Below are 25295 nucleotides of genomic sequence, written 5' to 3'. Positions count from 1 at the left end.
TATAGAAGGGAGAATTAGAAAAACGTGAAAACCTTATTTGTTATTGATTCTTCTGTTATTGGGCCAGAGTATATTGTAAAAGCGGCAAAGGAAATGAATCTGAATGTTCTGTTCTTGACAAACTTAAATAGTCAGGAAGGAGATGCACTCTCTCAACTTACATCTTATAAGTTTATTAATTGTAATACTAATTCTTTTGAAGAGCTGTATGAGATTATAAAAACTTTTCCAAAAGAGGACATTGCAGGAGTTATCTCTTTCTTAGATAGTAAATTAGAAATTTGCTCTAAATTATGCAGCGCTTTAGATATAAAGGGAATTGATCCAAAAATTGAATTACTTAAGGATAAGGCGTATGTCAATGACATTATCCCAGAATTTACGCCGCTATCACTTTCTTTCACTACAGGGGCGATTCCTTATTCAGAGATAAAAAAAATGTTATCAGCTTCACAGAATGGATTGATACTAAAACCATCCTTTGCAGCTGGTGCTAAAGGTATAAGTGTATTAGAGGATGAAAATGATATTGAGAATATAGAAAAATTATTTGATAAAACCTTACCTAAGCATCTGCACCCTGACGAATATGTCGTTCAAGAAATAATAGACGGAGAACTTGTAAGCTTAGAGGGATACGTTTTAGAGAGTAAAGTAATTCCAATTGGAGTAACTGGCAGAAGGAAGACGGAAAATGCAGAATCGGTATTCATATTCCCTTATCATTCTATAGCTCAGAAAGAATTGTGCAAGATTGTTCAAACTCTAGTGGAGAGAAGCGGGTATAGCAGAGGATTTTTTCATACTGAATTTATTGTTTCAGAAAATCAAGTTAAATTAATAGATTGTAACTTTGGAAGGCCTGGCGGAGCAAATATTACTGAGATTATAGCTTGTTCATACGGAATTGAACCACATAGTATTTACCGACAATCAATGGAGTTAGTCCTAAATGAAAAAGAGATCATTCCAACGGCCTTTTGGGGAGAAGAATGTAAGGATAGCTTAGGGATAGCTTACGGAATTCCTAATCAAGATAGAGTACTTGAAATTAAGTATGCGGAAAATATGAAATCTAAGCATACACAGGCCCAAAATTTAGGGGACACCGTTTCCGCTATGGGAAGCAGTAATTGGAGTTGGCTGGGAATGCTTTCTGGACTAAAGGAAGACGTAATTAAAGATGTAGATTCTATAAGAGTAAAAACTCTACATAACGGATGGATAAAACCTGTGTACTATAATATGGAATTAAAGGAGCCTTTAGACTATCTTGAAAAAGTCTAATAGTATCTATACATCTAAATTGATTTTGTTCCTTGGGTGCAGATTTGTATCAACAGTATCCGAACAACTTCTGCTATTTGCTATCCCTTTATTAATTTTTCAATACACCGGAGAAGCGTCCAAATCAGGATTAGCATTCCTTATAGAGTGGCTGCCGGCAGTATTATTACTCCCCTTCATAGGAGTGCTTGTAGATACTTATAAAGAAAAAAAACTTTATATTATTGGCGATAGCCTGCGAGCATTAGTTTCCATATCAGGCTTCTTATTATTAATCTATATGCCAAGCCAAACATTTATTATACTTTCAGTTGCAGCATCTTTGTTCGCTATTTTAAACTCATTAAACTTTGTCACATTAGAAACAACTATCGGTAGGAACTTTGACAATAACGATATTCCCCGCATCCAATCGTTAATCCAAGGATTGGAGCTTAGTTCCCAAGTGATGGGACCGGCTTTGGCAAGTATATTGGTTCTATTTATAAAAGAGATGGATTTTCTTATTATTACTGGTATTGCATTTGCAATAACAGGTTTCGGAGTACTGGGTCTTCCCAATAAGGCTAAAAATCTGGTTGTTAGGGAAACGAAGTCCATTAAACGAGTTCTAGGAACAATTGGGGATGGGTTTAAGTTTATAGCTAAAAATTTCTTCCTTCGGCTGTTGGTACTGGCAACAATGCTTATTAATCTTGTGATGGGGACTGTAATGGCTTTAAATCCGGCTGTAGCCCAAGGGGTTCTTGGTGCAACCTCTAGAGAGTATTCATTATTGGCGATGTTTGGCGGGATCACGGGATCTATAGTGGTTTTGTTAATTCCTGTATTTTTGAAAAAAAGTAAGAGTATTAATAATATAGGCATAGCATCTATTGTGTTGTTAACATTATCTGGCGTCATTTTGGGAATAGCCAATCAATTTTACATTTATGTTATCGGCTACGCCCTTTTGGTTTGTGGAATAGGGATTTTTAATGTATTTCTAAGAACAGAACGAGTTAAGTTAATACCGAAACATCATTTAGGTAAGAGTATGGGAACTATTGTTTTCTTTAATCGTCTAAGCCTGCCCCTTGCTGGATTAATAACTTCTACCTTTACTAAAATTACAGGACCTCAAGAAGTAATATTAGGAGTTTCGATTTTTTGGATTATAGTCAACTCCACAATATTTACTTATTATTTTTATAATAAACGTCATGCTGCCCAGAAAGATGTTTTAGAATTATAATATGAAGATAAAGGGGACAAGTATTATGACTAAACACATATGTATTATTAATCGCTGGTCAGTAGGGTGGGATTCTGAAAAACCTGATTATGAAAAGATAATGAATCATAACGAATATAAAGTAAGTTATATTGTTGATGCTGAAGGCAATAAAGGTTTATCTCAAAATATTTTAGAAAATTCTATTATAGAGCTTGTTGAGGATATTAACTCTTTGGATAACATTCGTACAGCATTTGAAACGATTGAAAAAAAAGGTGGAAGTATAGATCGGTTAATAGCTCTGAGTGAATGGGATATATTGAATTCAGGGAAATTAAGAGATGAAAAGGGATTAGAGGGTCTATCTTTTGAACAGGCTCTAAATGCCAGAGATAAGGTAAGGATGAAAGAGATTGTCAGCCAATCTGGCTTAAGAACTCCTAAATTTAGTAAATGTGATAGTGTAGAGGAGTTAGAACAATTTATTAACCAAGCAGGCTTTCCTATTGTCATAAAGCCTAGGAGAATGGCTGCTAGTAAAGGAGTTCATATTCTTCATAATCAAGAGGAGTATGACGAAATATTGCCACACATAGAATTTAAGGACTTGGAATGCGAGGAATATTGTGAGGGAACAGTATTTCACGTTGATGGATTAGTAAAGGACAATCAATTAAAATTTTGTATTCCGTTTCGGTATATCAATCCGCCAATAAAATTCTTTCAACAAAGTCCATTGGGATCGGTTTCTGTAGATAAGAATGAGACTATGTTATATGAGGGGCTCATCGACTTTACCCAAAAGACAGTTAATGCCTTGGGAATAAACAATACTATGTTCCATCTTGAAATAATTGTAGATGAGAAAAGTGACAAGCTCGAACCTATTTTTATGGAAATTGGAGCCCGTATGGGAGGAGCAGATATCCCAAGATGTGTAAGTCTATTGATTGGCCGAGATGCTGTAACTGATCAGTTAAAAGTTGAATTAGGGGAAGAAGTTTCGGATGTGCGGCTGGATGAAGGAGTGTCTTCAGGCTATCTCTTAATTCCTTTTCCAGCAGAACTGCCTTGTTTAATGGAAAAAAACACTTCATTTAAAGGGAAATTGTCAACTTTAGTAGAAGAGTATTTACGGAGTAAAGGAGAAGTACTGGATGGAAGCGGCGGATATTTGAAGATTCCGGCCAGATACATCTTTAAAGGGGAAACAAATCAAGTTTATAAAGATGTCATGAATGCTATAAAAGAACATCAGTATGAATATAAAAGCTTTGTAAAACAGTAATATTACAATAAAAAATAATTTTATAAGATTCATTAACTTGAGTTTTGGAAGGGGAAGATTAAATTGTCAACCTTGCTTACCGAAGAAAAAAGTTCGTCTCTAGGTATGAGTGAAGGTGTAGTTTTAGAAATATCACAGGCTGAAAAAGAACTGATTGAGAACTTAATAAAGGAAATTAATTTCAATCCAAATGTTATTAATAATTCTGCCCTAAATAGATTACAATTTGTTTCGCATAATCTTCCAGACAGAGTAAAGAGTGCTCTAATTAATTTTAAGCGAAATTCTAACAGAGAAGGAACGATTTTATTTAGAAACTTGCCTACAGACGATAGTTTACCTCAGACTCCTGATGATGGCAATCCCTCTTTGGATAAGATCTCCTTTGTTAGTGAATTATGTCTAATGCTATTCATGCTGTATATGGGTGAGCCGATTGGGTATGCTGATGAAAAAAATGGACAACTCATTCATGATATTTGTCCGATTAAGGGGAAAGAAAGCGGTTTGGAAAACTCTGGATCGAAAGTCTTTTTTACTTATCATACTGAAGACGCTATACATCCATACAGACCTGATCACCTTGCTTTATATTGCTTACGATCAGACCATAAAAACGAAGCACAAACAGAAACTGCTTCTATAGTTAATGCTTTAGAATTACTGCCAAGTTCAGTAGTATTAACATTAAGAGAGCCTCTGTATAAATTAAGCCCGCCTGCTTCATTTAATTCGGATGACTTATCAAAGATCATACCCGTGCTTTCAGGCAGCATTCAAGCACCAGAAATGGTCATTCATTGTTCCTTAATGGAAGGAATAACTGAAGAAGCAAAATGGGCATTGGAATTATTAAAAGAAGCATTAAGTAAGGTTTCTATAAAAGTACCTCTCTGTCCTGGGGACCTTATTATTATCGACAACAGATTAGCAGCGCACGCTCGCTCATCCTTTACCCCACAATACGATGGGAATGATCGTTGGCTTCAAAGAATGTTTACAGTGAATGATCTAGGCCGATCTAGTTTTAGCAGAAGCCCTGGCAGTCATGTATGCATACCTCTAAAATATGAACTCAAATTAAAGTAAATTGTCGTTTTATGCAGTTAGCTTAATATAAAATTCTTAAATCATACACTTAGAATAAATTTTATTGTTTAACTAAGTGTATGGTTTATTTAAATTGTTAACCTCTAAGATATTAACAAGGAGAGAACCAGAATGAATAATAGTGAGGTTTATAAAATTGGAATTCTTGCAGGGATGGGACCAAGATCAACAGGTCCATTTTTAGAATCTGTTCTGGACTGCTGTGAAAATTTATATGGAGCAAAGTTCGATAATGATTTTCCCCATATGATAATATATTCGCTGCCAACACCTTTTCATCCTAAAAAAGCGATTGATGACAGCGAGATGTTAAAGGCATTAAAAGTCGGAATTGACTCACTAAACAATTCTAATTGTTCGATTATAGCAATACCTTGTAACGTGGTTCATTCATATTATAAAGAATTGTGCCAAATGACAAGTATACCCATATTAAATATAATTGATGAAACAGTAAATGAATTAGAAAATGAAGGAAATGAAGTCGGCTTACTTGCTACAAGAGGGACTGTGGAAAGCAATTTATATCAAGAAAAACTAAAGTTAAAAGGTAAAAATGTATTTTGGAACGATGAGTATCAAAAAAGAGTTGATGAATTAATTTTAAAAACTAAAACATTAGGAGTTTGTTCAAAAGTAACGGATGAATGGAAAACGATAGAAGATATTCTTTTAACAGAAGGGATAAATGAAGTAGTTTGTGCTTGTACTGATTTATTTTTTTGTACGAATCATACTAAACTCAAGATATATGATTCTTCTCAGATACTAGCGAGAAGACTAGTAGAAAGATATATAAAAGAGGGCTTGGAGAGTGGGAAGAATGAATAGTACCTTGAAAGTTGGGGTTTCGGCTATTTCTAAAAATATCTCTCCTTTTAATATTTATTCATGTGATTATGAAATATGCAGAGCTCTTTTTCCTCCATTATTTAAGATGTCCAAAGAAGGGCATTTATTGCCTAACATTATTGAACAATGGGAAATTAATGATTGTGATAATGAATACCTCCTTGTACTTAGAAAAGATATTTACTTTCACAATGGCAGAAAGGCTTTAGCTCGAGATATTGAGTTTTCTTTATGCAGAGGAATGATGAAGGGGGCAAGATCTACCTTTTCAGAATTACTATCCGATATAGAAGGTTACGAAGAGGTAAGTCAGACAAATAAATATGTTCCGAATATGTGTTCCGGCATAAAGGTTATTGATGATTACAGACTAAAAATAAAATTGAAACATCTAAATTTGCTTTTTCTAAAATACTTTACTCGAAGTGCCTTAAGTATTGTTCCGCGAGAAGAGTTTTTAGAAAATGATCTCTGGGTGTGGAAAGACAACCCCATAGGAGTTGGAGCTTACTGCTATGAAAGCCTAAGTGAAGACTCTAAGGTTTTGACTTTAAAAAAGAATGAGGATTACTTGGAGGAAAGAATCGATTCTTTTGATAAATTACAGTTTGTGGTATATACAGACGTAAGTCAAGTTGATTTATTAGCCGAAGTGGAAAATCAAACAGAAAACGAGTTTGACATTTTGAAAAGCCCTATAAGCGTCACAATAGCTATAGAATATTTTGTTTTACATGATAAAGATAAGATGTGGAAGGAATTAAGAAGTTTAATTAACTTAGCATTAAACAAAGAAGATATATTATCCAGCATACCGAAAACAGAGAGGTCAATATATTCGCCTGCTCATAGTTTCTTACCTGAAACTATATTAGATGTGCCTAATCATGAGGAAGAATTAATAAATTTTAATTTCCAAGCTGCTAAGGAAAATTATCTTTTAAAATGGGGCTATATTCCTCAATTAAGTATCATTGTTTACAATAATTATAGTGAACACTCTCATTTGCGTAAAATGCAGAACAAGCTATATCATTTATTGAGTGCCAAAGGCTTCGACGTAGTTAAAACAGAACTTTCTTCCTTACATGAAAGCCTTTTAGATACTCAGCAGCATATATTAGTCAGTTCCTCAAGTTTTAACTATAATGATCCGGAAGATTTATCTTTATTTTTCAGCAGTGATAAAGAAATCTATCGTGCGAATACTGGAACTCTTATGAATATTAGAGGTCTCCTCAAAGATGCGAAAAAAGAAATTAATATGAATAAGAGAAATAAAATGTATAGAAAAGTAGAAGAGTTAGTTATAGAAAACAGCTTAGTGTTTCCGATAGCTTTAACCTATGAATCTTATCTATTTCGTAAATCCAAAATGGATGGAAAAAGTTTTTTTGATCAATTTTATCAGCCTGCATATGAATACATAAAACCATTATCATTGGAAACGATGTAATCCTAAGGTGAACTTAACCATTGAGTTGCAAATCTGCCTTGCTTGGATTGATACAGTCACGGTGTGTGATCGGTCTCCTTATTTTGAAAAGAATCATCCCGCTCTTTGACAGTGGCTCCGATGTAACGGACATTTCAGCTTATAAACAGACGATCGAAAAATCTCGGCGTCAGCCGTTTAAAAGATATTAAAGCGAGATATCTTGGCAGCTCCGTTCATATTGATGTTGTCATTGAAGTGCCGTCTGATCTGAATATTAAAGAGAGCCATGATATCGCAAATGAGGCAGAACGCAGGATGAAAGAGGAACACGCCATCGGCCATTCACATGTTCATATGGAGCCTCTCCAGCTGAAATAAAGCTTCCTTTTTAAAGGGAGCTTTTTTGCTTTTTCGGACTGGACACAATTCACTGAAACGTTTTTTTATACTAATTATATTTTGTGGTAAAGTTAGGTTACAATAATTGAAATTTGAGAGATGACTAGGGGGAGAAGAATGGCTTATAAAGAAGAGCTGCATCCGCTGCTGGAGAAAGCCGTTGAGCATATTGAAAACATCATCATAGGAAAACGGGACATCGCCATACTCAGCCTGGCCGCCATTCTCGCAAAAGGGCATGTGCTGCTGGAAGACGTGCCGGGAGTCGGAAAAACGATGATGGTCCGCGCTTTGGCCAAGCTGATCGGTGCTGACTTTAAGAGGATTCAATTCACGCCGGATCTTCTGCCGTCAGATGTGACGGGTGTCTCTATTTATAATACGAAAACGATGGAATTTGAGTACCGCCCCGGACCGATTATGGGGAACATCGTGCTGGCCGATGAAATTAACAGAACCTCGCCGAAAACGCAGTCTTCTTTGCTTGAGGCGATGGAAGAGGGAAATGTCACGATTGACGGAAAGACAATGCGGCTGGCTGAGCCGTTTTTCGTCATGGCGACACAAAACCCGGTTGAATATGAAGGGACGTATCCGCTTCCTGAAGCGCAGCTTGACCGGTTTTTATTTAAGCTGCGCATGGGCTATCCGACTGCCGAGGAGGAGCTTCGGGTACTGTCTTTGCAGGAAGGGCGCAATCCGCTCGAAACACTCGAGCCCGTCATTTCTAAAGAACAGTTCATCACCCTCCAGCAACAACTGGAGCAGGTGCGGGTAGATGATGGAATTAAAGCGTATATCGTCGGCATCACTCAGCATACCCGCCAGCATCCGTCCGTCCATTTGGGCGTAAGTCCGCGCGGTTCGATCTCATTAATGAAAGCCGCGCAGGCGTACGCGCTGCTTCATGACCGCGATTACGTCATTCCTGATGACGTCCAGTATTTGGCTCCGTATACGCTGCCGCACAGAATGATCTTGACTGCCGATGCGAAATTTAATGATGTCACGCCGGAAGCGGTTATCGAAGACATCATGCAAACGGAAAAAGTTCCCGTTCAAAGGATGTCGGTCCGCTAATGAGAAAGAAAGTGCATTGGCTGTTATACGGCTGGAAGCTGCTTATTTTGGCTGTGCTGACGGCGGCGGTCTTTTCTTATGCCATGTTCCAGGGCGGATTTGTGAGCTGGTTTTTATTTTATGCGTTTTTGCCGTTTATCGTTTACGCCGGGCTGGTCGCCGTGTATCCGCTGCGGGCGTTTCAGGCGGCGCGTGAGATTTCTTCCGCCCGGTTAACCTCTGGTGACAGACTGTCTGTCACTATCAGTCTGACGAGGCGCCTGCCGTTTCCGCTGACATATATGATCATTGAAGACGTGATGCCGGAAACGCTCGGCGAGAGGCGCAGTGCAAAACAGCTCGTGTTTCCGTGGTTTCAAAAGAAGCTGACGTTACAATATGAGCTGCCGCAGGCGCCGCGCGGGGAGCATCATTTCCATACGATAAGAGTGCGGACGGGAGATGTTCTCGGGCTCTTGGACAAGACGGCTTCATTTTCCGTAACGGATACGGTCTTAGTATTCCCGGCGTACGGGTCTGTTCATGATAAGCAGCAGGCTGCATCAGGCGAAGAAGGTGCGGGTGCCGGCACGCCGTTTCAGGTTCACCGCTCCGCAATAGCCGCGGGCGTCAGAAATTATCAGCCGGGCGACCGGTTTTCCGCTCTCGACTGGAAAACGTCCGCGCGCCGCAATGAACTGATGACGAAGGAATTTGACCCGCTGCAGAGCACGGATATGATTTTCGTTTTGGACTGCAATCCGTCTCCTTCATTTGAAGCCGCTGTGTCAGCCTCAGCATCTCTGCTTTACACCGCGCTTGTGAAGGGCTCTCCCGCAGGATTTATTTCATTAGGGAGGGACCGGACTGTTTTTCCCGTCCGGGAGGGAGAAGAGCATTTCAGAAATGTGCTGCGTTACCTGGCATCAGCTTCTGAATCGGAAGAAGCTGGTGCAGGCGGGCGTTTAGGAAAAGAGCTGGCGAATCCGCGCGTCCGCAAAGCTTTTATTGCCGTCGTGACGGGCAGTCTTACAGAAAATCTCCTCAAACAGGCTGAGTCCGTCCGCCCTGACATGACGGTGTTTTTGGCGAAAGAAACGAATGCCGTGCTTTCGGAAAAAGAACGGAATCTCGCTCTCATCTTCGCTCAAAAGAATATCAAGGTGCAAATGATCAGGGACAAACGGGTGTCCCATGTTGTTTAGAAAGAGAGGTGGCGCGCCATGCCGCATGACGAGAACCAGGGAAGCAGGCTGAGTCTGCTGCTGTTTTATTTTCTCGCTTTTTTATTGTTGTGGGAATGGCTCAGGCCGCTGCACAATTTTACGGATACAAAGCATACCGGTTTTTTCATCGTCTTTATCGGTTTGGCATTTCTGCTGTCATTCTTCCGGATGAGGTGGTACGTCACCGTGCCGTCCTGCATTCTGTTTACGTTGATCAGTATTCACATGCTGTTTTATAAAGGGTCGGTTTTTCAGCCGGAATGGCTTGCTTCTTTTTTACGGGACGTGATGCTGAATGTCCGGCACATCGGAACCGGAAGATGGAATGATATGAACCCGTCATTCCGCACACTGCTGTTCTTTGTGCTTTTATGGCTGCTTGTGTATTTGCTGCATTATTGGGTGATCTATCAGCGGAAAATCTTATTCTTTTTTATCATGACGGTGGCGTATATTACCGTACTTGATACATTTACTCCTTATGATGCCGCATACGCCGTCATCCGGATCGTCTTTATCGGCTTTTTGATGATGGGGCTTTTGTATATGGAGCGCATCCGCCTGACAGAACACATAGCATTTAAAAAAAGATTGATTATCAAATGGTTTCTGCCGCTGGCGCTGTTTATCTGCGCTTCCGTCGTGTTCGGTCTGGCGGCTCCGAAATCAGATCCGAATTGGCCGGACCCCGTGCCGTTTCTAAAAAAAATAACAAATCACAAAGAAGTGCCCGCCGCTGAAAGCAAAATCGGCTACGGCAATCATGATGAAACATTGGGCGGCCCTTTTCAGCAGGACGATACGCCGGTTTTTACATGGAAGGGAAAAGAGCGGTCGTACTTCCGGGTGGAAACGAAAGATACATATACGGGAAAAGGCTGGGTGGAGACCGACCAGGGCATGTCCTATAAACTGAACGGCGGCAATGTGGAAGACATATGGTTTGATCGGAGTGTGCAGACGAGACGCTATACGGCGCAGGTGTCCATTGATGAAAATTATCTTTATAATCACGTCATGTATCCGATCGGCCTCTCCAATATTAAACCGAAGCACTCGATTCAGCTTGAAATGAACGGAAACACCGAGCAAATCACGCCGATCAGTGAACAAGTGGGCAACATCCGCAATATGGGACGGTACACGGTGACTTTTCACGCGCCCGTCTTTAAGCTGAATGATCTCAGAAAAGTGAAAGTGAAACGATACCGTGAGCAGAACCAATTTAATGATCGGTATTTACAGCTTCCGGACAGCGTTCCGGAAAGAGTGAGACAGCTTGCGGACAGGCTGACGCGGGATCATCATAATATGTTTGATAAAGCGAAGGCCGTCGAGGACTATCTGGGATCTTCCGCATTTTCGTATGATACGCAGGATGTTGCCATTCCGGAGCACAATCAGGATTATGTCGATCAATTTCTGTTTGAAACGAAAAGAGGATATTGTGATAACTTTTCATCGGCTATGGCCGTGCTGCTCCGATCTGCGGGAATTCCCGCCCGCTGGGTGAAGGGTTATACATCCGGCGAGTATAAAAGCGCAGGCGACCATAACGGCCACATTTATGAAGTCACAAACAACAACGCCCATTCGTGGGTTGAAGTGTATTTTCCCGATCAGGGCTGGGTGACGTTTGAGCCGACGAAAGGCTTCACCAATCCGACGGAGTTTACGTCAGAGCAAAATCAAACAGCTGGAAAAGACAGCGGAAGCTCAGCGGGGAATTCGGATACACCGTCTGACAAGCAGCGTCAGGAAACAAAGCCTGAAAAAGAAGAAGCGCCGAAAAAGCGGGAGCACAGTGCGGCACCGCATCCTGTGATCCGCAAAAATACCGCGGCACAGCTGTGGCCGTATGCAGCCGTCATCATCGTGATTTCTGCCGCGGCGGCGCTCGCCTGGCTGCTCCGCGCGCGCTGGATTCCGTACGCTGCAGCAGCCAGACTGAAGCGGCGTACGGATGAAGACGTCTTTTTCGATGCATATGCCGCGCTGCTCCGCCAGCTGAAACGAAAAGGATTCAGCAGAGGAGACGGAGAAACGCTGCGCGATTTTGCCGCGAGGATTGACGAGGCATACGATACAAACGACATGTCCGAGCTGACGCTGCGCTATGAGCGGGCCTTATACCGCAGGGATAATGCCGCGGAGCTTTGGAATGAATCGGGACAGTTGTGGGAAAATATAATTAAAACAAGATAGTCTTGACCGTATATCGTCCTGTTGTTAGAATAAATGAATGTTAAATGGGAGCCCGGGAGCGTTAAAAAGCCGGGCTTCCGGACAAGTCTTGCGCGACAGAGGGCTGAACGTTTGTCCTCCGTTTTTTCTGTGTCAAAAACTTAGAGGAGATTAGGTGACAACCATGACGAAGTTAGTGAATGAAATGATTCTTGTTCTTGATTTCGGCAGTCAGTATAACCAGCTGATTACCCGCCGGATCCGTGAATTTGGCGTATATAGCGAGCTGCATCCCCATACGTTGACAGCTGAGGAAATCAAAGAAATGAATCCAAAAGGAATTATCCTTTCAGGCGGACCGAACAGTGTATATGATGAAGGATCTTTCCGCTGTGACGAAAAAATCTTTGAACTCGATATTCCTGTATTAGGCATCTGCTACGGCATGCAGCTGATGACTCATTATCTCGGAGGGAAAGTCGAGGCGGCAAGCCAGCGCGAATACGGAAAAGCGAACATTCAGATTCAAGGAACTCCTGACTTGTTCAAAGATCTTCCGGAAGAACAGGTTGTGTGGATGAGCCACGGCGATTTGGTTGTAGAAGTTCCTGAAGGCTTCACTGTTGACGCCACAAGCCATCACTGCCCGAATTCAGCGATGAGCAAAGCGGACAAGAATTGGTACGGCGTTCAGTTCCACCCGGAAGTGCGCCACTCTGAATACGGCAATGATCTTCTGAAAAACTTTGTCTTCGGCGTTTGCGATTGTGAAGGCAAATGGTCAATGGAAAACTTTATCGAAATCGAAATGCAAAAAATCCGCGAAACAGTCGGAGACAAGCAGGTTCTTTGCGCGCTAAGCGGCGGTGTAGATTCCTCTGTTGTGGCTGCTTTGATTCATAAAGCGATCGGCGACCAGCTGACTTGTATTTTCGTCGATCACGGCCTGCTTCGTAAAGGCGAAGCGGAAGGCGTCATGAAAACGTTCAGCGAAGGCTTTAATATGAATGTCATTAAAGTTGATGCGAAAGACAGATTCTTAAACAAGCTGAAAGGTGTTTCTGATCCTGAGCAAAAACGCAAAATCATCGGCAACGAATTCATTTACGTGTTTGATGATGAAGCGGACAAGCTTAAAGGCATCGATTACCTTGCGCAAGGAACGCTTTACACGGATATTATCGAGAGCGGTACTGCAACGGCGCAAACGATCAAATCTCACCACAATGTCGGCGGACTTCCTGAAGATATGCAGTTTGAACTGATCGAGCCGTTAAACACCCTTTTCAAAGATGAAGTGCGCGCGCTTGGCACAGAGCTCGGCCTTCCGGATGATATCGTATGGCGTCAGCCGTTCCCTGGCCCTGGCCTTGGCATCCGCGTACTTGGCGAAGTAACGGAAGAAAAACTTGAAATCGTTCGGGAATCAGACGCGATTCTGCGTGAAGAAGTGGCGAACCACGGCCTAGAGCGCGACATCTGGCAATACTTCACGGTTCTTCCTGACATCCGCAGCGTCGGCGTCATGGGAGATGCGAGAACGTATGATTACACAATCGGTATCCGTGCCGTAACATCAATCGACGGCATGACATCTGACTGGGCGCGTATCCCTTGGGATGTGCTTGAAGTGATTTCAACACGGATCGTCAACGAAGTGAAACACATCAACCGCGTCGTGTATGACATTACGAGCAAGCCGCCTGCAACGATTGAGTGGGAATAGTCAAAAGAAGCTTAGAATCCTTGGTTTATAAGGGTTCTAAGCTCTTGTTTTTTCAAAAAATAAATTTATTCTTCTAAACCAATTTTATAAAAGTCTCCACTTGAAAGCTTCTTTTCCAATAAAACACCTTCATATTGTTCTTTGATAAAATAGTTCTGAAGATCAAATTCATCTTCAAGATATACGTCTATAATTCTCTGGAATAATGACTCTGCATAACTCTCTGCAAAATTTACTAAGTAAGGTATAAGGTTTTTTGCTACATAACCATTATGAACAATTTGATTTCTAGACTTATATATATAATCAATTGTTAACTTAACTTCATCTTTTTTGTTTCGGAGCATCTGTAAAGCCTTTTTATTATTTTGATAAAAATCAAGAGTATCTTCAATACTATCTAAAAAGCTTTCTTTTGTGGTATAAGACAATAAATCCTTCATCCGTTTGTGAAATTTAACCAGTGAAACTACTGAGTCCTCAGACCGCGCTTGGTAAATGCCAACATCATGGGCAAATTCCTCCGGTATATTGATGGAATCATCATTTCTAAATGAGTGTTCAGTATACTTTACAGTTAATAAAAAGAGATTATGAATTGGTCTAAATTGTTCCCAAAGAAAATACATATTTGATATTGCTTCTTTAATAAAAGTAAATTTAGATTCATTATATGCCTTTGAAATGTTTGCTAAACTTTCAATGCAAATCCAATAATTCAACAGCTTATTGTTCTCGGTTTCCCAAATAGAATTAGACATCAATTCAATTACATTAATAATAGAATTTAATTCAATGAACATATTCCTTTTTTCAAGGGCATCAATTACCTTAGAATAATCTTTCATTTGTTTAAACTTTTCATTACTAAAATAAACTGGATTATCTTTGCTGAGTTTTCTTCTAAAAACTCTGTCATCTCTACCTAAGCTAAATGCAGTACCAAAACTAGATTCGCTATCAAGATTTTTTCCTATATACTGTCCATCCCAAAAAAACTCTTTAAACTTGCTAGCAAACTTCAAATTTGCTAACCTTAAAAAAATTAAATACTTTTCTTCTGCAATTTTTTTCGCCACATTATTAGAAATAGCCTGTACTTTAACTAGTACATTACATCTACTATCAAATTTATATGTATTTTCAACAACTTCTTCTTGTTTTTTTGTGTTAAACGTTTCGTCAAACAATTCGGCATCTGGAGTTTTTTTTTCTCGGACTGGATCATATACATAAAAACCAAATATTGTATCGTTTTCATCTTTAAGAGGAGGTGCAATCATTCCCCATACAGGAAATATAAAAAGATAGTCACTTTTCTTTGCTATTAAATTTTTTCTAAATATCTCTAATCTATCTTTTACACTTAAATTATCAATATATACTTTGGCTTGTTCAGGAGACAAGCCAGCAGGAGTATATTTGAAAAGAATAAAGATATCTTCTCCATGTACATTATATGTTTGGAATACGTCACTGAGTAAGTTTTCGATATCCTTCACACTTTTCCCTGAAGTTACTAAGTCTATAATGATATCCTTAGTTAAATTTTTAATTTTAGTTCTATCTTTTTTTAAGAATAATTTCTTTTCGATAATTTCTAATAATTCGTCAAATAATATTTGTGCAAAATTTGCATTAGAAATTTTTTTAGAAAGTTCCTTAGCAATAACATAAACTGCCTGACTATCTTTCCTTTCCAATTTCCCTTTTAAAATGAGTAATTCATCTCTATATAATTTCATATGTCTTTCACTAATAAGATTTTCGATTAATTTTATATAAACTTTACGATTGTTGTCACTCTCAAATTTATTTAGTTCATATTCATTAATCACATCCAATAACACAAGACGAATATTAACTATATCAATTCCTATTGTCCCATTTTTCACTTGTGATATTAAAGATTTCCATTCTTCATACCAATACTCCAATGCTTTACTATATAGCGAATCTCTATAAAATTGATCTAATTGCAAAAAAACACCCCACTTTGTCTATAATTTAAAGGTAGATTTCTCTACTTTTAAATTATATCATCAAATTTTTTAAATTTCTTTTAACATTTATGATTAGAAATCAAGTTTCTATGAGACTTAGCATGATCTACGGGAAATCATTTTTAATCGGTCAGAGTCAATTTCAAATGGTTGAATGGAATGATGAGTATCTAAATTATCTTTAGCCTAAAAAAGTAGTCGTTAAGGTTTTTTTCGTTTTGATTACATATTTAAGATTTCCTACAAAGTCCACAAATAAAAAGTATCATTGTAAAAGAGTGCAAACGATTTACAAATAACAGAAATCAAGATATGCTTTAATCAAAGAACTCTTATACTGTTTAGAGAACATTGAGTGGGAATAAATCAATAAAAAAACGCCTCTTTTTAAAAAAGAGGCGTTTTTTTTCATCTTTTTGAAACCGTTTTGGCCCGATTCATATCTAACAGCATAGGAGGTGGATAAGGTGAAGGAAGAACGATTGATCAAAAAGGCGAAAAAAGGTGATGCCTCAGCCTTTGAAAAACTGATCACAACCCATCAAGATACTTTATATAAAACAGCTTATCTCTATTTGCATCACAAGGAAGATACGCTGGACGCAGTGCAGGAAACGGCTTACAAGGCTTTTCTTCATATCGCGCAGCTGAAGGAGCCGAAATATTTTAAAACGTGGCTGATCCGGATTTTGCTTAATACGATTTTTGCAATGAGGAAAAAGAACGGAGACGTCATCCCGTTTGAGCCGCAACATGATACACGCGCGGAGAATAAGAACATTGAAGAACACATAGATCTTCGGAATGCCATGGAAACGCTTGACGAACATATACAGCTGACCATTCAGCTTTATTATTTTCAAGATTTCTCGATTGCCATGATTGCTGAACAGACCGGTATGGCGGAAGGCACTGTAAAAACGCATCTTCACAGGGCGAGAAAAGCATTGAAGCAGGAGCTGGAAAAGGAGGATAAGCAAATATGGAAAAGCATCAAATGAAGCAATTGTATCAGGACATTGACGTGCCGAAAGCTGAATTGAAAAACGTGATACATAGCGCCGCTGTCCGTGCCGGAAAAGAAGGCGCCGTCAGACGGAGATGGGGACGAAAAGTGATAAACGGCCTCGCAGTTGCTGCTGCTTTGTTTATTCTGTATCTGTCCTCAGGCTTGTTCATGCCCTCCGTTAATACGGCTATGGGAAACATCCCTGTTGCCGGGCAGATTTACAGGGTATTTCAGGATAAGGCAGGTTCTGCGCTGTTTAAAAGCAATTTGGTGACAAAACTGAACGAGAAAGCGGAATCGCGCGGAATCACGGTGACAGTAAAAAGTGTATATTATGACAGCGGACAGCTCGTTTATAATTTTATTGTTGACAATTTGAAATCTGATGAGGAGAGTATTCCTTTTCAAGTTGATTATAAAGATACCCGGAATATATTATCTGAGGATTATGACAGTCAGGGCATGAAAAAAATGAAAGACGGGCAGTACGGGGGGCAGCTTCGCTTTTTTGCGGACGGCCCAAAGATGAAAGACGGTGATAAGCTTCCGCTTGTCATTAAACAAATCAAGGATATTCCCGGAAACTGGCGCTTTACACTCCCGATTAAAAAACAAAAGTCCGTTTCTCTTGAAGGAACGAAAGCTGTGAATGTAAATCACGGACTATACCGTTTTTTCGATATCCGGGCGGAAAACGGAACGATGGGATCGGCTCTCTTATTTTCAGTCGACTTTCAAGATGCAGCTAAAAATGATACCATCTCGATTCACGAAGCAACGGATGATGCAGGAAACCATTATGAAATGACGTTGGCGGCTATTGAACTTGGCAGCCGGAAGAACCTTCCCGGCGGCGGGAAAAGAGTACGCGGCCAAACTCAATTCAGCAAACCGATAGACCCGAAAGCGAAAACACTTTTCATAACGGGTGATGTAAAATCAGAATCAGAGCCGGGAGAAATCGTCCCTCTGAAAACAAAACTGCCCGTCAGTTATAAAACGAAACATCATCATATCGGCATCACCATCAAAAAGATCAAACAGCAAGGCAGACGGGTAATTGTCGATTATCAATTTAGCGGAATTAATCTAAGCAAGGCGGATGAGGATCAGCTGATGAATATCGGTGAGTCCATAGGTCTTGGCAATACGAAAAAAATGAAAACATGGCCATCGCTTAATGAGTATGAAAAAGGCTATTATCTGAAAGGGAATAAGGCGAAAGTCACGAATCTTAAAACGGGTGAAATGGAATCCGTTTTTGAATTAGATGATTCATCCGATAAAGAATATTCATTGCGCGATTTCTCATTCGATTCATACGCTTTGTATGTCAATCAAACGGCCATGAACACTTTAGCAGGTGACGGCAAGATCACATTCTCGGTGCCGGTGCGGCCTGCGGACGGAAAATGATGTCAGGAAGGCGGCTTTTGCCGTCTTCCATTATTGGTCAATTAACGAATAAACTAATTTTTTTAAACAAGATTGTTCGTTTTTTTATTGAGTTTTCAAAATTGAATTGATACAATAGACTCAGAAATCAAATATGCAGATATCGTATAATGGCGGGGATATGGCCCGCAAGTTTCTACCAAGCTACCGTAAATGGCTTGACTACGGATCAATCTCAATCGTTTGATATAAATAATCCATTCTTATTTATTCAGACTGAACGTATGTAGTCAAGCGTCCCAAATGTATTTGGGGCGTTTTTTATTTGGCGGATAACGGGCAGAATAAATGGGAGAGAATGAAGGAGGCAATTGGCTTGAAGCAATTTTTTCAGTTTGATGAGCTGGGGACAAGCTATCGTAATGAAATCATCGGCGGTTTAACGACCTTTTTGTCAATGGCGTACATTCTGTTCGTCAATCCGCTGACATTGTCTTTAAACGGTGTGAAAGGATTTCCGGAAGCATTAAAAATTGATCAGGGCGCGGTGTTCACCGCTACAGCCCTTGCGTCTGCGGCCGGATGTATTTTAATGGGGCTCATTGCAAAGTATCCGATCGCGATTGCGCCGGGTATGGGATTAAACGCGTTTTTTGCTTTCTCTGTCGTCCTCGGCATGGGGATTTCATGGCAGGCTGCGCTTTCCGGCGTCTTGATTTCCGGAATTATCTTCGTGGCGCTTTCGCTGACGGGATTGCGGGAAAAAATCATTAATGCGATTCCGCCTGAGCTGAAATTGGCGGTCGGCGCGGGTATCGGTTTATTCATTACATTTGTCGGTTTGCAGGGTTCGGGCATTATTGAAGCGAACTCATCGACTTTGGTATCTATCGGCAATATTCACAGCGGGCCTGTGCTGCTGACGGTTTTCGGTGTTATTGTGACGGTCATTCTGATGGTGCTTCGCGTAAACGGCGGCGTATTTATCGGAATGCTTCTGACGGCGGTTGCCGGAATGATCTGCGGGCTGATTCCGGTTCCGACACACATTGTCGGCAGCGTGCCGAGTCTTGCGCCGACTTTCGGACAGGCGTGGATGCACCTTCCGGATATCTTCTCCGTACAAATGCTGATTGTCATTTTAACTTTCCTGTTCGTCGGATTTTTCGATACGGCCGGTACGCTGGTAGCTGTAGCGACACAGGCCGGACTGATGAAGGAAAACAAACTTCCGCGCGCGGGAAGAGCGCTTTTGGCAGATTCAACTTCAATCGTTATCGGAGCCGTGCTCGGTACGTCTACAACGACTTCTTATGTTGAATCAAGCTCAGGCGTTGCGGCGGGAGCGCGCTCCGGGTTCGCGGCTGTTGTGACGGGCATTCTCTTTATGCTGGCGATGTTTTTCTCGCCGCTTCTGTCAGTTGTCACCACGAATGTGACGGCTCCGGCTTTGATTATCGTCGGCGCGCTGATGGTGGCGCCGCTCGGTAAGATTGCCTGGGATAAATTCGAGGTGGCTGTTCCGGCATTTTTAACGATGATTATGATGCCGCTGACATACAGCATTGCGACGGGGATTGCGATCGGTTTTATTTTCTACCCGATTACAATGATCTGCAAAGGAAAAGGAAAAAGCGTCCACCCGATTATGTACGGGCTGTTCGTCATCTTTATCCTGTATTTCATCTTCTTGAAATAACGGAAAAACCGGCTGAGGACAGCCGGTTTTTTGTTTTTGTCCTATTCCGTAAAACCAATACATCATATAAAACGTCATGTGAGTGTCCGGGTGAAGAAAACCGCTTGACTGATGAAGGACGCTTCGGTACCTTATATAAGTGTTTTATTTTCTTGCTTGACAAATTCCGCCGTATTTTTTTGATAGGAGTTGCTGACATGACGGAAGAAAGAAAAGAAACGTTGGAAGAAGAAAAACAGCATCAGGGAACTGATGAAGAACCGCTCTCGAGAATGTCCAGAAAAGCGGGACGTTATCAAAAGCAAAAGAAGAAAGAAAAGGAACGGCGCCCGGCTCCGGCTTTTACGGAAAAACTCGCTTCTGTATGGGCCGCGGTCAAACGTTATTGCCGTTTCGCATTGCGCATTTTGACATCACCGGTGAAGGTCGTTGGAGAAGACGGCTTTTCCCGCTTTAAATATGCTCTTATTTCAATGCTTGTATTCAGTATTTTTTTCTCAATCGGAAATTGGTTTCAGCTGAGGGCGAGCCAGCAGAGACCGCTCGGATACGGGGAACGGCATCACACGTTTTTTGACGGCTTTACCGTCGTTCTCGTGTATTCGCTCGTCTTTTTTGCCGCTGCGGCCGGCGCGGTCTGGCTTGTATCACGCTATCTGCTGAAACAGAAAATTACGATGCGGGATGCGGCCGCGGGAGTCGGCTCACTTCTTGTTCCGGCTGTCGTCTGCTCTATCGTGTGGATGATTTTCGCGATATTGAATCTGCCGGTTATCACCGTAGTGTTTACGGCGCTGACCTTATTTCTCGCTGCATCGGCGATGGTGCAGTTTGTGCAGATTCTGTACAAATCGGCTGAGAATCCTGCCGTCGACGTGATGTACTGTATTTCTGCGGCGGTCATCATCATGCTCGTCTTTACGGCTGTGACATGGCCGCTTATTTCAGAGTACTTTACTGCCTCGCTGATCCCTTTGTAAGTCGAAATTTGTCTTTCACAATGTTTACAAATATTTCTAATATAGCGTGTTGTTTTGAAAAGCCGTCCGATATATGATGGGAGCAACAGAAATTGGAAAGCGGCATTAATCTTTATGATTCGGAAAGGATGATGAGGATGGCCCCGTTGTTGCGAGAAGCCATTAATCGGAAAAAACAGCATCTGAGGACAAAGCTGATCCGCTCAGGGTTATACCAAAACCATGTTCAGGAACTGTCCGGATACACGCTGAGCGAGCTTGAAAAGGAATATGAAGCGGTCAAACGATTGAAGAAAGCTGAGCTTCACTGAAAAGAGTTTGAAAGTCTGCCTTGGGGCGGGCTTTTTTTTCTTTTGAAAATGATCAAAAGAGGGTAAACTATCCTTAATTGAAAGATTGGCTTTTCAAATTATCAGAGGAGGGGGAATCAATGATGCAGACGATTTTATCCAACAGTATAGGTATGGTTCTCATTATTCTCATCATTAATATTATATATGTCTCTTTTTTTACGATCAGGATGATCCTTACATTAAAGGGGCAGCGCTATTTCGCAGCAGGCATCAGTACGGTTGAAATCCTTGTGTATGTGACCGGCTTGAGTCTCGTGCTCGGCAATCTGAATCAGATTCAAAACGTCATTGCCTACGCGCTCGGCTACGGCCTCGGCGTCATAGTGGGAATGAAAATTGAAGAAAAACTGGCGCTCGGCTACATAACAGTCAACGTCATTACGAAAGAGCTTGATCTGGACCTGCCGAAACAGCTTCGGGAAAAAGGATACGGAGTCACAAGCTGGGTCGCGGGCGGCCTTGAAGGGGACCGGACCGCCATGCAGATTCTGACGCCGCGCAAATATGAGCTTCAGCTGTATGATACGATTAAAACGCTCGATGAAAAAGCGTTTATCATCGCTTTTGAGCCGAAAGCGATCCATGGCGGATTCTGGGTGAAAGCAGTGAAGAAGAGGAGAATTAAGGAATGACAAAGCCAAAAAAGAAACGGTTTGAAGTAACGGAACATGAAACGATTGACACCATTCTCACTTTAATGAAGGAAGAGGGCTATATGCCCGTCCGGCGGATGGAAGAGCCGATCTTTACAGAAAAGAAAGAAAATGGATCAATTCAAGTCGTTCCTTGCGGGAAAAAAATCGTATTTGAAGGGAAATTGATCTAAACACGAACATTAAAAGAAAGAATTTTTATATCGTTCGATAATGTCGTTGACATTATCCAAGTCCGTTGTTAAGATAAACATGAAATCAAAACACGACCTCATATAATCTTGGGAATATGGCCCATAAGTTTCTACCCGGCTGCCGTAAACGGCCGGACTATGCAGGAAAGTGATAAACAGCTGACATGGATATCGCAGAAGCGAACGACTGACGATACGCGCGCCATGCCCGGTTTGTATTGCTTCCTCATAGTTGCAATATAAGCCGGGCTTTTTTTTCTGAAAAACAAAGCATGAGAAGGTGGGAACAGAATGCAGCCGCTAGCAGGAATCATCATGGGAAGCACCTCCGATTGGGAGACAATGAAACATGCATGCGACATACTTGACGAACTTCACATTCCTTATGAAAAACAGGTAGTATCCGCGCATCGGACGCCTGATTTGATGTTTGAATATGCAGAAAGCGCAAGGGACAGAGGCTTAAAAGTCATTATTGCCGGAGCCGGGGGAGCGGCGCATCTGCCGGGAATGACAGCGGCCAAAACGACGCTGCCGGTGATCGGCGTACCGGTTCAGACGAAATCACTTAACGGGCTTGATTCTCTTCTGTCTATCGTACAGATGCCCGGCGGCGTGCCGGTCGCGACGACGGCGATCGGGAAAGCGGGCGCAGTGAACGCGGGTCTGTTAGCCGCGCAAATTTTGTCGGCATTTGACGGTGATATTGCGGATAAACTAGAGGCGAGAAGAAATGCGACAAAACAAATGGTGCTGGAAAGCAGTGATCAGCTTGTCTGATAAAAAAACGATTTTTCCCGGCGCCGTCATCGGCATTATCGGAGGCGGACAGCTCGGAAAAATGATGGCTGTCGCCGCAAAACAGATGGGTTATAAAGTCGCAGTCGTCGATCCCGTTAAAAACTCGCCATGCGGACAGATCGCCGATATTGAGATTACCGCCCAGTATAATGACCGTGAAGCGATTCAAAAATTGGCCGGAGTCAGCGACATCATTACGTACGAATTTGAAAATATCGATTACGAGGCGCTCAACTGGCTCAAAGAACATGCATACCTTCCCCAAGGAAGCGAGCTGCTGCTTATCACCCAAAACAGGGAAACGGAAAAAAAGGCGATCCAGTCAGCCGGATGTCAGGTCGCTCCTTATCGGATCGTAAACAGCAGACGGGAGCTTGAGGAAGCCGTTCAGTCATTGGGGCTTCCGGCAGTGCTGAAAACATGCCGCGGCGGATATGACGGCAAAGGCCAATTTGTCATTAAGGAAGAAGGACAGACAGATGAAGCGGCCGCGCTGCTAGAAAACGGCACGTGCATACTGGAAAGCTGGGTGTCATTCCGGATGGAGCTTTCCGTTATCGTGACAAGATCAGTGCACGGAGAGATTTCAACCTTTCCGGCTGCTGAAAATATCCACAAAAATAATATTCTGTTCCAAAGCATCGTGCCCGCGAGAGCGGAGGAAACGGTTCAGAAGCGGGCAGAGGCGCTTGCCGTTCAGCTCGCGGAGAAATTGGAGCTTGTCGGGCCGCTTGCGGTGGAAATGTTCGTCACAGAAGACGGAGACCTTTTGATCAATGAACTGGCGCCGCGTCCTCACAATTCGGGGCATTATACGCTCGACCTTTGTGAAACGAGCCAGTTCGAACAGCACATCAGAGCGGTCTGCGGACTTCCTCTCGGCCGAACCGATCTGCTCAAACCGGGAATGATGGTGAATCTTCTCGGTGATGAAGTGAAGCTTGCGGAGGAGCATACGGAGCTTTTAAAAGAAGCCAAACTGTATCTCTACGGAAAACATGAGATTAAAAAAGGCCGCAAAATGGGGCATATAACGTTTTTGCGGGAGCCTGATGAAAAATGGATTCAGGACATCACGAACATATGGATGAAAAGAGACGGAGGACGAGCATAATGATCGAACGTTATTCAAGACCTGAAATGTCCGCGATCTGGACGGACGAAAACAGATACCAGGCATGGCTGGAAGTCGAGATTTTAGCCTGTGAAGCCTGGGCTGAGCTTGGCGTCATTCCGAAAGAAGATGTTAAAGTCATGCGCGAAAACGCGTCTTTCGACATTAACCGCATTTTGGAAATCGAGCAGGATACGCGCCATGACGTCGTGGCATTCACCCGCGCGGTTTCAGAATCATTAGGCAAAGAAAGAAAATGGGTCCACTACGGCCTGACGTCAACAGATGTCGTGGATACCGCTCTTTCCTATCTATTAAAACAGGCGAATGAGATTTTGCTCAAGGACATTGAGAGATTTGTTGACATTATAAAAGAAAAAGCGAAAGAACATAAATACACGGTCATGATGGGCCGCACGCACGGCGTACACGCGGAACCGACGACATTCGGCCTGAAGCTCGCACTTTGGCACGAAGAAATGAAACGCAACCTTGAACGTTTCAAGCAGGCAAAAGAAGGGATCGAAGTCGGGAAGCTTTCCGGCGCGGTCGGCACGTACGCAAATATTGATCCGTTCGTAGAGCAGTATGTCTGTGAAAAACTCGGCCTGAAAGCGGCGCCGATTTCCACTCAGACATTGCAGCGCGACCGTCATGCGGATTATATGGCGGCACTGGCTTTGATCGCGACGAGTATTGAAAAATTCGCAGTGGAAATCCGCGGTCTGCAAAAGAGTGAAACACGTGAAGTGGAAGAGTTTTTTGCAAAAGGACAAAAAGGTTCATCGGCTATGCCTCATAAACGGAATCCGATCGGGTCGGAAAATATGACGGGCATGGCGCGCGTGATCCGCGGGTACATGCTGACGGCATACGAAAATGTTCCGTTATGGCATGAGCGTGATATTTCTCATTCATCAGCTGAACGCATCATTCTTCCTGACGCGACAATCGCGCTGAATTACATGCTGAACCGTTTCAGCAATATCGTCAAAAACTTAACGGTATTCCCGGAAAATATGAAACGCAACATGGACCGCACACTCGGTTTAATCTATTCTCAGCGCGTGCTGCTCGCTTTAATCGACACGGGTCTGCCTCGTGAAGAAGCATATGACACGGTTCAGCCGAAAGCGATGGAAGCGTGGGAAAAACAAGTCCCGTTCCGCCAGCTTGTCGAAGCGGAAGAAAAAATCACGTCCCGTCTTACACCGGAACAGATTGCCGATTGCTTTGACTACAATTATCATTTGAAAAACGTCGACTTGATCTTTGAGCGTTTAGGTTTATAGAAGAAGCCAGCCGGAGG

Annotated in this window: 21 protein-coding genes, 1 pseudogene and 2 riboswitches; of the genes and pseudogenes, 21 read left to right on the top strand and 1 reads right to left on the bottom strand. The window is 42.0% G+C overall.

Annotated elements, in window-relative coordinates; translation table 11 throughout:
- Positions 1-24 precede the first annotated feature (24 nt).
- The 11 genes and pseudogenes from ACXN9U_RS11310 (at position 25) to guaA (ending at position 13785) form a co-directional block, all read left to right on the top strand.
- Positions 25-1287, top strand: coding sequence for an ATP-grasp domain-containing protein (locus ACXN9U_RS11310; protein ID WP_489201671.1), 1263 nt, complete (start codon positions 25-27; stop codon positions 1285-1287).
- A complete protein-coding gene (locus tag ACXN9U_RS11305) occupies positions 1274-2521 on the top strand; it encodes an MFS transporter (protein ID WP_489201670.1) in 1248 nt (415 codons plus the stop codon). Before ACXN9U_RS11310 ends, ACXN9U_RS11305 begins: the two co-directional genes overlap by 14 nt.
- A 25-nt stretch (positions 2522-2546) precedes the next feature.
- Positions 2547-3791, top strand: a complete 1245-nt coding sequence (locus tag ACXN9U_RS11300) for an ATP-grasp domain-containing protein (RefSeq protein WP_489201669.1) — start codon at positions 2547-2549, stop codon at positions 3789-3791.
- A gap of 63 nt (positions 3792-3854) precedes the next feature.
- Entirely contained in the window at positions 3855-4880 is a 1026-nt protein-coding gene (locus ACXN9U_RS11295) for a TauD/TfdA family dioxygenase (RefSeq protein WP_060963412.1), read from the top strand.
- A gap of 132 nt (positions 4881-5012) precedes the next feature.
- Positions 5013-5732 (top strand): aspartate/glutamate racemase family protein, encoded by a 720-nt coding sequence (locus tag ACXN9U_RS11290; RefSeq protein WP_060963411.1) that lies wholly within the window; start codon positions 5013-5015, stop codon positions 5730-5732.
- Positions 5725-7209: an ABC transporter substrate-binding protein gene (locus tag ACXN9U_RS11285; RefSeq protein ID WP_489202493.1), complete on the top strand. Its 1485-nt coding sequence runs from the start codon at positions 5725-5727 to the stop codon at positions 7207-7209. Before ACXN9U_RS11290 ends, ACXN9U_RS11285 begins: the two co-directional genes overlap by 8 nt.
- Before the next feature lie 19 nt (positions 7210-7228).
- Positions 7229-7569 (top strand): annotated as a pseudogene (locus tag ACXN9U_RS11280) (cation transporter dimerization domain-containing protein); the annotation flags it as partial.
- A gap of 138 nt (positions 7570-7707) precedes the next feature.
- Entirely contained in the window at positions 7708-8670 is a 963-nt protein-coding gene (locus ACXN9U_RS11275) for an AAA family ATPase (RefSeq protein WP_060963409.1), read from the top strand.
- Positions 8670-9854 carry a DUF58 domain-containing protein gene (locus tag ACXN9U_RS11270; protein ID WP_489201668.1) on the top strand — a complete coding sequence of 395 codons (1185 nt, stop codon included), beginning with the start codon at positions 8670-8672 and terminating at the stop codon, positions 9852-9854. The genes ACXN9U_RS11275 and ACXN9U_RS11270 overlap by 1 nt, the downstream gene beginning before the upstream one ends.
- An 18-nt stretch (positions 9855-9872) precedes the next feature.
- Positions 9873-12080 (top strand): DUF4129 domain-containing transglutaminase family protein, encoded by a 2208-nt coding sequence (locus tag ACXN9U_RS11265; RefSeq protein WP_489201667.1) that lies wholly within the window; start codon positions 9873-9875, stop codon positions 12078-12080.
- A 163-nt stretch (positions 12081-12243) separates the two neighbouring features.
- Positions 12244-13785: a glutamine-hydrolyzing GMP synthase gene (guaA, locus tag ACXN9U_RS11260; protein WP_007408887.1), complete on the top strand. Its 1542-nt coding sequence runs from the start codon at positions 12244-12246 to the stop codon at positions 13783-13785.
- Between the two features lie 65 nt (positions 13786-13850).
- Here the strand turns inward: guaA and ACXN9U_RS11255 are convergent, their stop codons facing one another.
- Positions 13851-15767 (bottom strand): hypothetical protein, encoded by a 1917-nt coding sequence (locus ACXN9U_RS11255; protein ID WP_489201666.1) that lies wholly within the window; start codon positions 15765-15767, stop codon positions 13851-13853.
- A 488-nt stretch (positions 15768-16255) separates the two neighbouring features.
- On the opposite strand from ACXN9U_RS11255, the gene ACXN9U_RS11250 reads away from it, so the two are divergent.
- From ACXN9U_RS11250 to purB, 10 genes are all read left to right on the top strand, one after another.
- Complete coding sequence (locus ACXN9U_RS11250) at positions 16256-16789, top strand: sigma-70 family RNA polymerase sigma factor (RefSeq protein ID WP_489201665.1); 534 nt, start codon at positions 16256-16258, stop codon at positions 16787-16789.
- Positions 16771-18213, top strand: a complete 1443-nt coding sequence (locus tag ACXN9U_RS11245; protein ID WP_489201664.1) for a DUF4179 domain-containing protein — start codon at positions 16771-16773, stop codon at positions 18211-18213. The genes ACXN9U_RS11250 and ACXN9U_RS11245 overlap by 19 nt, the downstream gene beginning before the upstream one ends.
- A 122-nt stretch (positions 18214-18335) precedes the next feature.
- Positions 18336-18437: riboswitch (purine riboswitch) on the top strand.
- Between the two features lie 131 nt (positions 18438-18568).
- Complete coding sequence (locus ACXN9U_RS11240; RefSeq protein ID WP_060963404.1) at positions 18569-19891, top strand: NCS2 family permease; 1323 nt, start codon at positions 18569-18571, stop codon at positions 19889-19891.
- Positions 19892-20088: 197 nt separating this feature from the next.
- On the top strand, positions 20089-20871 hold the full coding sequence (locus ACXN9U_RS11235; RefSeq protein WP_045926631.1) for a DUF6574 domain-containing protein: 783 nt from the start codon (positions 20089-20091) through the stop codon (positions 20869-20871).
- 137 nt (positions 20872-21008) lie between these two features.
- The gene (locus ACXN9U_RS11230) at positions 21009-21182 is read left to right on the top strand and encodes a Fur-regulated basic protein FbpA (protein ID WP_076982558.1); all 174 of its coding nucleotides are present in this window, start codon (positions 21009-21011) and stop codon (positions 21180-21182) included.
- A gap of 119 nt (positions 21183-21301) precedes the next feature.
- On the top strand, positions 21302-21856 hold the full coding sequence (locus tag ACXN9U_RS11225; protein WP_016937019.1) for a DUF2179 domain-containing protein: 555 nt from the start codon (positions 21302-21304) through the stop codon (positions 21854-21856).
- Positions 21853-22050, top strand: coding sequence for an NETI motif-containing protein (locus tag ACXN9U_RS11220; protein ID WP_003155772.1), 198 nt, complete (start codon positions 21853-21855; stop codon positions 22048-22050). Before ACXN9U_RS11225 ends, ACXN9U_RS11220 begins: the two co-directional genes overlap by 4 nt.
- 78 nt (positions 22051-22128) lie before the next feature.
- A riboswitch (purine riboswitch) is annotated at positions 22129-22230 on the top strand.
- Between the two features lie 132 nt (positions 22231-22362).
- Positions 22363-22851: a 5-(carboxyamino)imidazole ribonucleotide mutase gene (gene purE, locus ACXN9U_RS11215; protein WP_060963403.1), complete on the top strand. Its 489-nt coding sequence runs from the start codon at positions 22363-22365 to the stop codon at positions 22849-22851.
- Positions 22805-23986, top strand: a complete 1182-nt coding sequence (gene purK, locus ACXN9U_RS11210) for a 5-(carboxyamino)imidazole ribonucleotide synthase (protein WP_060963402.1) — start codon at positions 22805-22807, stop codon at positions 23984-23986. Before purE ends, purK begins: the two co-directional genes overlap by 47 nt.
- Positions 23986-25278, top strand: a complete 1293-nt coding sequence (gene purB, locus ACXN9U_RS11205) for an adenylosuccinate lyase (protein ID WP_060963401.1) — start codon at positions 23986-23988, stop codon at positions 25276-25278. The genes purK and purB overlap by 1 nt, the downstream gene beginning before the upstream one ends.
- Positions 25279-25295: the final 17 nt, after the last annotated feature.

The organism is Bacillus sp. BACIII (genome assembly GCF_057836745.1).
Note: the sequence above shows the minus strand (reverse complement) of the source record. Positions and strands in the feature narration are given on the sequence as shown.